12 protein-coding genes, 1 pseudogene and 1 riboswitch are annotated in these 11152 nt (G+C 42.3%); of the genes and pseudogenes, 11 read left to right on the top strand and 2 right to left on the bottom strand.

The window, feature by feature from the left end; translation table 11 throughout:
• Positions 1 to 89: 89 nt before the first annotated feature.
• On the bottom strand, positions 90 to 581 hold the full coding sequence (locus HMPREF9969_RS11960) for a 3'-5' exonuclease (RefSeq protein WP_009436108.1): 492 nt from the start codon (positions 579 to 581) through the stop codon (positions 90 to 92).
• 126 nt (positions 582 to 707) lie between these two features.
• Here HMPREF9969_RS11960 and HMPREF9969_RS11955 point away from each other — a divergent pair, with 126 nt between their 5' ends.
• The 3 genes from HMPREF9969_RS11955 (at position 708) to HMPREF9969_RS11945 (ending at position 3947) form a co-directional block, all read left to right on the top strand.
• Positions 708 to 3398: a 3'-5' exonuclease gene (locus tag HMPREF9969_RS11955; RefSeq protein WP_009436099.1), complete on the top strand. Its 2691-nt coding sequence runs from the start codon at positions 708 to 710 to the stop codon at positions 3396 to 3398.
• A 65-nt stretch (positions 3399 to 3463) separates the two neighbouring features.
• Positions 3464 to 3715: a DUF4160 domain-containing protein gene (locus tag HMPREF9969_RS11950; protein WP_009436141.1), complete on the top strand. Its 252-nt coding sequence runs from the start codon at positions 3464 to 3466 to the stop codon at positions 3713 to 3715.
• Positions 3708 to 3947 (top strand): DUF2442 domain-containing protein, encoded by a 240-nt coding sequence (locus HMPREF9969_RS11945; protein ID WP_004382653.1) that lies wholly within the window; start codon positions 3708 to 3710, stop codon positions 3945 to 3947. The genes HMPREF9969_RS11950 and HMPREF9969_RS11945 overlap by 8 nt, the downstream gene beginning before the upstream one ends.
• 7 nt (positions 3948 to 3954) lie before the next feature.
• On the opposite strand, the gene HMPREF9969_RS11940 is transcribed toward HMPREF9969_RS11945, so the two are convergent.
• Positions 3955 to 4359, bottom strand: a complete 405-nt coding sequence (locus tag HMPREF9969_RS11940) for a hypothetical protein (protein WP_050899984.1) — start codon at positions 4357 to 4359, stop codon at positions 3955 to 3957.
• Positions 4360 to 4595: 236 nt separating this feature from the next.
• On the opposite strand from HMPREF9969_RS11940, the gene HMPREF9969_RS11935 reads away from it, so the two are divergent.
• The 8 genes and pseudogenes from HMPREF9969_RS11935 to HMPREF9969_RS11905 form a co-directional block, all read left to right on the top strand.
• On the top strand, positions 4596 to 4907 hold the full coding sequence (locus HMPREF9969_RS11935; RefSeq protein ID WP_036895793.1) for a hypothetical protein: 312 nt from the start codon (positions 4596 to 4598) through the stop codon (positions 4905 to 4907).
• A gap of 53 nt (positions 4908 to 4960) precedes the next feature.
• Positions 4961 to 5221 carry a SemiSWEET family transporter gene (locus tag HMPREF9969_RS11930; protein WP_009436121.1) on the top strand — a complete coding sequence of 87 codons (261 nt, stop codon included), beginning with the start codon at positions 4961 to 4963 and terminating at the stop codon, positions 5219 to 5221.
• A 161-nt stretch (positions 5222 to 5382) separates the two neighbouring features.
• Positions 5383 to 5955, top strand: a complete 573-nt coding sequence (locus HMPREF9969_RS11925; RefSeq protein ID WP_009436125.1) for a GNAT family N-acetyltransferase — start codon at positions 5383 to 5385, stop codon at positions 5953 to 5955.
• Between the two features lie 416 nt (positions 5956 to 6371).
• Positions 6372 to 6564, top strand: a riboswitch (cobalamin riboswitch).
• 30 nt (positions 6565 to 6594) lie between these two features.
• The gene (locus HMPREF9969_RS11920; protein WP_009436132.1) at positions 6595 to 8571 is read left to right on the top strand and encodes a TonB-dependent receptor plug domain-containing protein; all 1977 of its coding nucleotides are present in this window, start codon (positions 6595 to 6597) and stop codon (positions 8569 to 8571) included.
• A 48-nt stretch (positions 8572 to 8619) separates the two neighbouring features.
• Positions 8620 to 9696: a YncE family protein gene (locus HMPREF9969_RS11915; protein ID WP_009436138.1), complete on the top strand. Its 1077-nt coding sequence runs from the start codon at positions 8620 to 8622 to the stop codon at positions 9694 to 9696.
• Positions 9697 to 9874: 178 nt separating this feature from the next.
• On the top strand, positions 9875 to 10063 hold the full coding sequence (locus HMPREF9969_RS13255) for a hypothetical protein (protein ID WP_083835330.1): 189 nt from the start codon (positions 9875 to 9877) through the stop codon (positions 10061 to 10063).
• A 217-nt stretch (positions 10064 to 10280) separates the two neighbouring features.
• Positions 10281 to 10487: a hypothetical protein gene (locus HMPREF9969_RS11910; RefSeq protein WP_009436115.1), complete on the top strand. Its 207-nt coding sequence runs from the start codon at positions 10281 to 10283 to the stop codon at positions 10485 to 10487.
• Positions 10488 to 10511: 24 nt separating this feature from the next.
• A pseudogene (locus HMPREF9969_RS11905) lies at positions 10512 to 11152 on the top strand (hypothetical protein); the annotation flags it as partial.

Below are 11152 nucleotides of genomic sequence, written 5' to 3'. Positions count from 1 at the left end.
TTTCGTTTTCTCTGCTTATCCTATAAGATGGGCTATGTGTGTTTTTCGCTTTTGTAAGGTATTAGTTTCAACGAGTGACGGGCAGAATCTTACAATATCTCCTTGGCTATCCAAGCGCACGCCTCCGCATCGGCAAGGGCATGATGATGATTGGTTAAATCGTAACCGCATGCAGCCGCAACGGTCTGTAGTTGGTGATTCGGGAGATGAGGAAGAATACGTCGTGCCGCTTTCAACGTATCGAAGAACTCATAGTCGAGGTAATCCATTTGATAAGTCATAAGGCATGCTCGCAGGCATCCTTTGTCGAATGGGGCGTTATGTGCCACCAAAGGTAAGCCTTCAATCAATGGCTCTATCTGCTTCCATACCTCACTAAACACTGGTGCTTCATCCGTATCTGCACGCGTAAGACCATGAACCTGTGTACAACGCCAATGATAGTAATTCGGTTCGGGCTGTATGAGAGAATAGAAACTATCCACTATTTCACCACCTCTAACAATCACAACGCCCACGGAACAGACACTACTCCGTTCAAAGTTCGCTGTTTCGAAATCAATTGCTGCAAAGTCTTGCATAGTTTAATCCTTAAATCTGCTTGCAAAGATACCACTTTACTTTTATTCCTTAAGCTGATCGTAAGTTATTTCCGATCTTTTTCTTACTTTTGCAAAGGCTTCTAACGCCCATAAAGATAAGAACCTATGGAACCCAACAATTCGTTTACGTTATTAGATAAGTATCAAATACCCGTAGTAGAGGCAAGCCACGGGTACCATCTTGTACTGGCTTCACCAGGATGTGGTAAGACACATATACTGGCAGAGAGAATAAGATATGCAAAGGAAAAGGGTGTTCAATACGAGGATATGCTCTGTCTTACGTTCACTAACCGTGCCGCAAGGGAGATGACGAATCGTATTCAGAAGGTTGTTGGAGGCGATAGCACAGAGCTGATGGTGGGTAATGTACATCGGTTCTGCTCTAAGTTCCTTTTCGAGCAAGATAAGATTCCTGCAGACTCCGCTATTATTGACGATGAGGAAGCCGTGAGTATCATTGCCGACTATCGTAACGAAGATGAGGAAGGAGTAACAAGAGACTTCAATAGATATAAGGGTTATCAGACGATTATCTTCTTCCAGCACTTCATCTATCAGATGGAATACCAACATCCGTGGAAGTATTACCTCCACCCAGAGAGTTTCACGGACAATGACCGAGAGGCTATCAAGCAGATATGCAAGTCGCAGAAGAGAGAATATAACGAACAGGCTGTGATTGATATCTATCATCATGCACAGCAATACATGGACGAAGCCAATGTGCCAGGACTTGATGCAAAGACTGCCGATAGGATTCGTGTGTTGCTTTGGAAGATGTATTATGCTGGATGTTATGCTCAATACAAAGAAGAGAACCATCTGCTCGACTTCGAAGACTTGTTACTAAAGACTTACGACATCTACAGTACCGATGATACATGTAAGCGTTATAAGTGGATTCAGGTAGATGAAGTGCAAGACCTCAATGGTATGCAGCTCGCTATCATTGACTTGCTCACTGCCAAAGATAATCCAATGGTGATGTATCTGGGAGACGAACAACAAGCAATATTCTCTTTTATGGGTGCCAAAGTGGAGACACTCACACTGCTCAAGATGCGGTGTAAAGGTAATATTCATCATCTGCAACGAAACCATCGTTCACCAAAGTACCTGCTTGATGTCTTTAACGATTACGCAGAAAAACAACTGAAGATAGACCGTGAGTTGCTTCCTGCCTCTGACAATGATGTGAAAGCTAAGCCCGATGACTTACGAATTATCCATAGTAGTACGATTGACTCGGAACGACAAGAGGTTACAGATGTAGCTTATAACCTTTATGAACAAAACAAAGAAGAACGAACGGCAGTGATAGTCAGTTCTAATTCAGATGCAGATCATATTAGCGAGACAATGGACAAAGTAGGACTGACACACTTTAAGGTATCTGGTCGCGACCTCTTTGATACACCCGATGTTAAGCTCTTACTGTCACATCTCAGTGTTCTTGCCAACGAACATAACTCTATTGCATGGACACGTATAATGAAAGGTGTGCGTGCTTTTCCTTCACATGCTTTGGCACGACGCTTCAATTGGAAACTGAAACAACTCGCACTTTCGCCTTCCGACTTCCTTCTTTATCCTGATACATGCTACACGGCAGAGTTTCTTAAAGCTTACGATGAAGAAGAAATGGTTGTATTCGATACTGAAACAACGGGCTTAGACGTATTTGCTGATGATATTATAGAGATTGCAGCTATGAAGATTAAAGGTGGGGAAATAGTTGGAGAGCCGCTCGACCTTTATATAAAGACTGACAAGCCTATCTTACCAAAGCTTGGCGACAAAGACAATCCTATGTATGCTATCTATCATGAGAAGCTCGCTGCAGAGGAACTTATCACTCCTCAAGAGGCCTTGCAACGCTTTCTTGCCTACATTGGAACACGTCCTATCCTCGGACATAACGCCAATTACGATTACAATATCATTGATAATTGTCTGCAAAGATATTGCAACGACACACTGAAAGCCCATAAGAACCCATGCTTCGACTCGCTAAAACTGATACGACTTCTCTCTCCGAGCCTTCATTCTTATAAGTTAGAATCGCTCTTAGAGACGTTCCAACTGACAGGAAAGAATAGTCATCAGGCTATTGATGACGTGGGAGCAACGGTGAGCCTCGTCCGTCTTTGTGCCGAAAAGGCACGTGAGAAGCAACCACAGCAACTGTCTTTTCTCCAACATCCAAAGGTAAAACCATTCATAAATACCCTTCGCAACAACTATGGAGAACTTTATTTGAATGGTGTTCAACATCTTTATGTATTAGCTACGAACGAAGAACCCGCCCTCGTTCAGGAGCTATCGTCTGCTTACAACGCCTTGCGTGCAGATGGATTAATCAATGAGATTCCTCGATTAGATTATGTTTTGCGTTATCTACGCATAGATATGCTGACGGACAATGCAATAGGAAATGCGCTTGTGCAGCAACTCTCCCAATATATTATGGATATCAACACACTGAAAGAAGCCGACTTCTGCAATAGTAAGAGTATCCGTGAGCGTGTTTATGTTACGACAGTACATAAGGCAAAGGGACTGGAGTTTGACAATGTTATAGTATTTGATGCAGCCGACGGACGTTATCCCAACGCCTTCAACAAGAGTAAAAAGCAAGACGAAGAAGATGCTCGCAAGTTCTATGTAGCTATGTCACGTGCCAAACGCCGTCTCTACATTGCCTATTCTCTACAAATGATTGATCGCTATGGTCGCGTGCATAACCGTGAATTGACACCATTTATGGATGCAATACAGAAGAGGTTTAATTAATATACGTGATTTGGCGATACGAGGATTTTTCACTATCTTTGGCGCAGAATAATAAAGTTTGCAATATGAGTCCAGTATTTAAACGTGAGAATGGATACACATTTAAAATCTTCTCCAATGAAGAAGAACGAATGCACATACACGTTATTAATGGAGACAATGAAGCAAAGTATTGGCTTGAACCCAAGATTGAATTAGCCAACAATTATGGCTTTTCGCAACATGAACTGAATAATATACGAAAAATAGTTGAGCAATATGGAGACGACTTCAAGGAATCATTCCGTCGACACATCGGTAAGCGTATTAATGATTAACGCACAAGGTATTATGCTGTCTGTTTGTGGCAACGATTATTTCTTATCTTATAATCGTATTCCATGGATGCGCGATGCCAGTATCAATAACGTATTAAATGTAAAGATGTCTGGTCGAAATGCGATTGAGTGGCCGGACTTGAACGTAGATCTTGAGATAGATAGCTTAAAGCACCCAGAACGCTATCCTCTCATTATTAAGCGTAATGAAATGGATTATGTAGGCGCATAACTTCTCGCTATTGAAAGGCTGGAACCGCAGACTCATACACTTTTCCATTCTTATCAACCCTTATACATATTGGGCATAATCGCTGACAGCCACCACTACGGCTGATATAATAAGTAGTATTGGGGCGCAAAGGAAGCCGTTGCATTCTGAGAGTATCATCATCTCGGACTATCCTACAACTAGATGGAAGATGGTTTATATAAAGTATAGAAGCTTCACCACGAGCCCAGCCCACATAAGATTGTTTATCAATAACAATGAAGTTATCCTCTACGCTATCACCTTCTACATACAGCCCTAACCCACATACACCACCATTCTCCACCACGAAAGCTTGCTTATCAACATCCAAATGGAAGTTACTTCCTTCGTTACAGGCTCGCAAGAACAGCAATACAATATGAATGATCATCGTCAAAGCAAGGATCGCTATAAGTCTCCTTATGTTATGTATATAAAAGATGGTACGCATAAGCAAAGTACATTATCGGTTGCAAACATACTAAAATCATTGTAAACTTGCAACCTTATAATAAGTTATTGTACTATCTATCACTATTAAAGAATGTCTTTTCTATCGCGCCTTTAGATATGTTTTAATTAAAAAGCATTACCTTTGCCGCCAATAACAATTATATTATTAGGATAATGAAGTCAAAGAGATTAATCACAATGGGCTTGGCAATGCTAACGGTAATGTCAGTCTTTGCTACTAACAACGCAGGCGCACAAGACGCAGTGTCAAGCCTTTTAGGAGGAACTATCTCCCTCATTACGTTCATCATATTTGCAGTACTTTATTTTATCTGGTACTTCTTCGTTGCAATCATGGCACGCAAGAGGAACAGAAGCGTAGCACTATGGATTTTCTTCAGCATACTAGGTACACCATTGTTGATGATGCTAATCCTCCTCTGCATTGGTAAAGACGAATCCGCTTACGACAGAGATAACAATTAATAACGCACAGAGATAACAAACAATAGGTATATTACATTTATAGACTTACGATTATGACAAAAGAAAAGTTCTTCACCTCAATGGGATGGGTTGGTATGATAACATCAGTATTAATGTATATCTTCTATTTCCCACAAATACAGAATAACCTCGCAGGACACAAGGGAACCTTCATTCAGCCATTTATGGCAGGTATCAACTGCACCTTGTGGGTTGCATACGGACTATTCAAGGAGAAACGCGACTGGCCATTGGCTATTGCCAACACACCTGGTATTATCTTTGGTTTCGTAGCAGCATTCACAGCACTATAAAACAAGGTAAAAGCTAAACATATTACCCTCTCCAATCACATGATTAGAGAGGGTAATTGCGTTTATACACGTTAGGAATGACTATGAGAAACTATGATAAATGCTAAAGAATAATACAAGTAGAACCATGAAATACCATATTCTCTCCGTACCTTTGCACCATGATTAAGATTACAGAAGCACGAAAAGAACAAGCGGCAGTGATAGCACGAATGATTATGGAGGCTATGAACCACGAGTGCTGCCAGTGGTTTGCAGGACCAGAACATACGTTAGATGAGTTCCATCAGTTGATGACTCAATTAGTTGAACGAGAGGATTCGCAATATTCCTATCGTAACACACTGGTTGCTATGACGGAGAACAACGAAATAGCAGGCGTATGCGTAAGCTATGACGGGGCTAAGCTCCACGAATTACGCCAAGCATTTATAGATGGGGCAAAGCAGACTTTCGGTAGAGACTATTCTAACATGGAAGACGAAACGGCAGCTGGTGAACTTTATATCGACTCTCTCTGCGTCAGCAACAGCCATAGAGGTCGAGGCATTGCCACAAAACTTCTCCGTGCTACTATCGAGAAGGGCGAACGCATGAACCTACCAACAGGACTATTAGTAGACACTGGCAACCCGCAAGCCGAGCGTCTCTACAAGCGCATAGGCTTCACGTTTGTAGGTGAGAACACATGGGGGGGACACCCAATGCGACATCTACTGAAACATAACTCATAAGCGTCCCTCTTTGTTTCAAACCTTGAAACGATGTGTTCAGAACCCTATTTGCGCTCTTTGCCTAATAGGTTTCCGAATTCTTTCTCACCCGTTCCCCATTCCTTTCTCATGCGTCTTGCATCTTTGAGTTCCGTATCTTTTCTTATTTTCACCATGGTGAAAATATATTCTCACCACGGTGAAACTATTGTGTCACCATGGTGAAACTTGTGTCTCATCATGGTGAGACTAACTTTATATGCGTGTGTCAATGATGCGCAACACGTGAGACAGGAATGGGAAACGGGTGAGAAAGAATGCTGGAACAAGTGAAACACGATTTGCAAACAGGTGAGAAAAACTGGGAGAGCCTGTCATAAATATCAGAACAACCATGAAATCACATTATTTATTTGCCTATCTCTCCCCTTTATAGTATCTTTGCACGCGCAATAGGTTCATTAACATTACATGATTAAAAAGGGAAAGCGGTGAGATTCCGCTACTGTCCCGCAGCTGTAAGTTGTCTCTCATTGGTAAGCTGATACCACTGGTGAATATAAAACCGGGAAGGTGCTTACCTACATTGGATAACAAGTCAGAAGACCTGCCATTGCAAGTCATTGCATCTCTCGAGGAAGGGCACTGCATAGAACCATTATGATCCATTATAAGAAGATGAGGCAACTGGCTGGCTTCTTTCTGTTGTTATGCCCTTTGAGTATGACAGCACAAATCGTAACCAATGATTCCACACAGACGATAGAGGAGGTGGTGGTCAAAGGCTTCCGTATTCCTGGGAATGTATTGGCAAGTACACCGATACAGACTCTGTCACACTCGGATATGGAGCGTCTCGGCATACACGACATGGGCGATGCGCTGAAACGGTTTGCTGGTGTACAGGTGAAGGACTATGGCGGTGTAGGCGGTATGAAGACTGTCAATATTCGAGGCTTAGGGGCTGGGCACACGGGCGTTACGTATGACGGAGTACAGGTGGGCGACTGCCAGAGTGGACAGGTAGATCTCTCCCGCTTCACACTAGATAACGTCTCACTCGTTAGTTTGCAGATTGGACAAGAGGACAATATCTATCAGAGTGCAAAGGCTTATACCTCGGCAGGACTCATCAATATCAGTACGTTACAAGGCGTATCCGATCGCAAGCCACACCTCACCACAACACTGCGCACGGGTAGCTATGGTCTCTTTGCACCCTCCCTACTCTATCATCAGCAGTTCTCACGTCTTGGGATTGGCGCATACACAAGCTACGAAAGGGCTGACGGAGTTTATTGGTTCACGCTAAAGAATGGTATCAAGACTATCCATGAGCGTAGAAACAACAGTGACATACAGACGTGGCGAGGTGAACTGAATATGAGCTATCAGCTCACGGATAAGCAAACATTACAGTGGAAGGCTTACGGCTTCACGTCAAATAGAGGATTGCCAGGGGCTGTCATCTATGACAACACTTACTCTGCAGAACGTCTAAAAGATAAGAATGTCTTTACGCAAATGCTCTATGAAAACCGATTTAGCAATCGCATCAAGATGAAAGCGGCTGCTAAATGGAATTACGCTTGGTCGCGCTACTCTGATATACCTGCCAGTGGATATAAAGAAGATACCTACCGACAGAACGAGACTTACCTTACAGCGGCGCTGTGGACAAATCCTTTGCAGGGATTAAACCTTTCCTTCGCACAGGATTATGCGCATAACCATCTATCCATGACTCTTCCGAAAGCTGCCAACCCAACTCGCAACTCACTGTGGACAGCCTTAGCAGCCAACTATCAGATAGGTTCTTTCAGTGTCAATGCATCTCTTCTCGCAACGAATATCTACGAACGTGTAAAGCAAGGGAACGCTTCAGACGGATTCCACAGACTATCGCCTGCCTTCAGTATGCAGTGGCGTTGTCTGCAAGACTTCCGCCTCCGCTTTGGATATAAGGACATCTTCCGTACTCCAACACTGAATGAACTTTATTATACAGGTATCGGTAACCGCCATCTGAACCCTGAGAAGTCACGCCTGTGGAACCTTGGTGCCACTTACTCGCACACCTTTAATCGTACACTCCAGCTTTCCTTGACCGCTGATGGGTATTTCGGCAATGTTACCGATAAGATTATTGCGGTACCAAAGATGTTCTATTGGCAGATGATGAACGCTGGGAAAGTGCGCCAATTAGGGCTGGATGTATCAGCAAACATAGAGAAGAGATGGGGTAATGATTGGACCGTGAGTGCGACAGGTAGCTATAGTTACCTAAGTGCAACCGATAGGACTGATCCTTCGGAGCTATCCTATGGAGACCAAATAGCTTATACACCTCACCATTCAGGCTCTGCAAACATATTGATACACTCCCCTTGGCTAGATTTCGGATACAATGTCCTCCTTATGGGAGAACGATACACCTTAGGATATAACATTCCACATAACCGTATGACAGCCTTTACCGACCATAGTATCACACTCTCTCGGGAGTTCAACATCAATAAGCAGCAATTACGAATACAGTTTGACGTGCGCAATCTCGGCAATAAGAACTATGAGGTCGTTCGCTTCTATCCAATGCCAGGCACCAACTGGCGACTGTCTGTAAGCTGGGAACTTTGAGTAAAGAACGATTAAGTAAAATCAATTATAAACAAAACAATGAAGACAATGAAAAAGAATCTACTTGCGTTAGGCATTATCCTCATGTCTGCGCTCACATTCACCGCTTGTAGTGATGACAATGGCAATGATGATGGCGTCCAGCCAAGCCTGTCAAGTACTAACACCTACATTCCTTGTGCTGGTAATTACATGAAGAATGACGGCACCGTAGGTCTGCTTGACTATAATACGGGGAATCGTCCTAATGCACCATTCCTTTATTATGACGCATATCAGGCACAGAATGGTACAGGGATTGGCGATGCACAAGACCTTATCATCGTTGGTAACAAGATTATCGTTACAAGTACAAGTTCGTCAAAACTTGAAATTCTTAACCGCTTAGGGAAATTAGAGCACAGAGTGAAACTCCATAACACACAACCAAGATTCTTGGCTTCTGATGGTAAATATGTCTATTTCTCTGCTTACACGGGTAAGGTATATAAAGTAAACCCCAATGACTATAAGAAAACCATTATCGATTCAGTTATCGTTGGCTCACATCCAGAGGCTCTATCTGTGGCTAATGGCAAGCTTTATGTCAATATGAGTGACTATAACTATGATGGAACAGGAAAGTCAGTATCAGTAGTCGACCTCAATACCTTTAAGAAGATAAAGGAACTTCAAGTTGCTTTGAATCCTTACGACCAAAGCTATTCTGTTGATGATAAGGTTTACTTCGCATCTTCATTCCATGGGGAGGATGCTGCTGTGCAAGTCATTGATGCCAAGACTGACCAAGTCACAACACTATGCAAAGCCAACATCTTTGGTTATGATAAGACAAAGAACAGATTGATCTGCTTCTCTACCCAATACGACTACACACTTAAACGTTTTGTAGTAAACAAAGCTTTTACTTATGACATAGCCACAAAAGAGCAGAAAGAATTAGACTTAGAAAGGCTCATCTCACCATCACAGGTTAGCGTAGACAGTAAAGGTTACATCTACGTTATTGACACTCCCAAGTATTCAGAACCAAGCAGAGTGTTCTATTATAGCCCTGAAGGTAAGCTGATTCAAGGTCCTATCCTTGTGGGATATGACGCACACAAGATTAAATTTGCTAATTAAACAACCCTACACTTTCTTAGCAAATCCTTTTCTCATCCCCTGCAAACAGTACTATTTACTCCCCTCTCCATCTCGGAGAGGGGTTGGGGGTGAGGCTTTTTTTTCTTCTTTTCCTTGCCCATTCCATTTTATCTTATTACCTTTGCGCCCGTTGAGTGAGAATTAACTTATTAATAAGATGTTACAAATAACGAATTTCAATCAAGCTAATGTTTGCGCCTTATATAATAAAGGTGTAAATGCACGTGCTATTGCATTGGATTCTTTAACATCTAAATATAAGAAAAAGATAGTAAATAATTTGGTAGTTCCAAATAATTGTATACTCTCTCTCTCTCTCTCTCTCTCTCTCTCTCTCTCTCTCTAGTAGAGCAGACGTAAATTACACATTTTTTTCTTCTCGCGTACGCGCGCGAAGCGTGCCGCAAACCCTGTAAACAAAGGACTTCTAGGAGTTTCCTTTGTTCTTTTTTTGTGTCCGTACCTAAACCGAAATATAGAGAAATTAAGCACGAAATAACAACTATTTTTAATCAATAAAACAATGGATACATTAACTCTGTATCCTTTAACTTTAAAACAAAATGATAGCAACTGAAAGAAAGATTTATCAAAAGCCTCAATGCAACATCATTTGCACGGAGGCAGAAGCCCTGTTAGGCACTGCCAGTGGTAATGCTGGAAAGATTCAGTCAGGAACGGTAACGGGCGATGCAAAGCGTAACTTCTTTAACGAAGAAGAAGACGAAGACCAGGAAGGTTTTTCTTGGGACAATACAGAAAAGGACTAAAGATTATAAGAAAGGAAAACGAAAATGAATAAGTTTATGAAAAGAACAACTAACGCTTCAGTAATGCGAGGTATATGTTACGGCTTCGCTGCTTTGTTGTTTGCTGCTAGCTGTGCGAATGACGACGTTGCACAAGAGAACAAACAAAAGAAAGACAATATCCCAGCCGGTACAACCGTCTTTACAGGTACTTCTCAAACGGAAGCCACAACACGTACCGCAATTCTTAATCATACAAAGGGTTCAGATGCTTCTGTAAATTGGAGTAGCACAGACAAGATATGGGTAAAAGATGATGGAGGACACTGGCAACAGAGCGGAGCTGTAACATTCCCCGTTGCTACTAATAAGGCACAAGGAATGTTTGCCCTCTCTGGTACTTATACTGGTGCTTCGCACGACATTCTATATACAAACAAGGATGTGACAGGGACGCAACCACAAGTAGAGATTAAGAAAGAACAAACACAGTCTACCCCAAATAACTTCGACCATGCAGGTGAATCGGGCGATTTTGGTATCGCAACAGGTAACAAGGCGGGCAGTAATTACAAATTCACCCTTAATCACAAAGCAGCTTATCTCTGTTTTATCCCTCGCTCAAGTAACCCATACGTAAATCGTAGTAAGTTGATTAAGGTTGAGATTATGAGCGACGATGATAT

Origin of the sequence: Prevotella sp. oral taxon 306 str. F0472, assembly GCF_000257925.1 — a bacterium.
In the GTDB taxonomy this organism is placed as follows: domain Bacteria; phylum Bacteroidota; class Bacteroidia; order Bacteroidales; family Bacteroidaceae; genus Prevotella; species Prevotella vespertina.
Note: the sequence above shows the minus strand (reverse complement) of the source record. Positions and strands in the feature narration are given on the sequence as shown.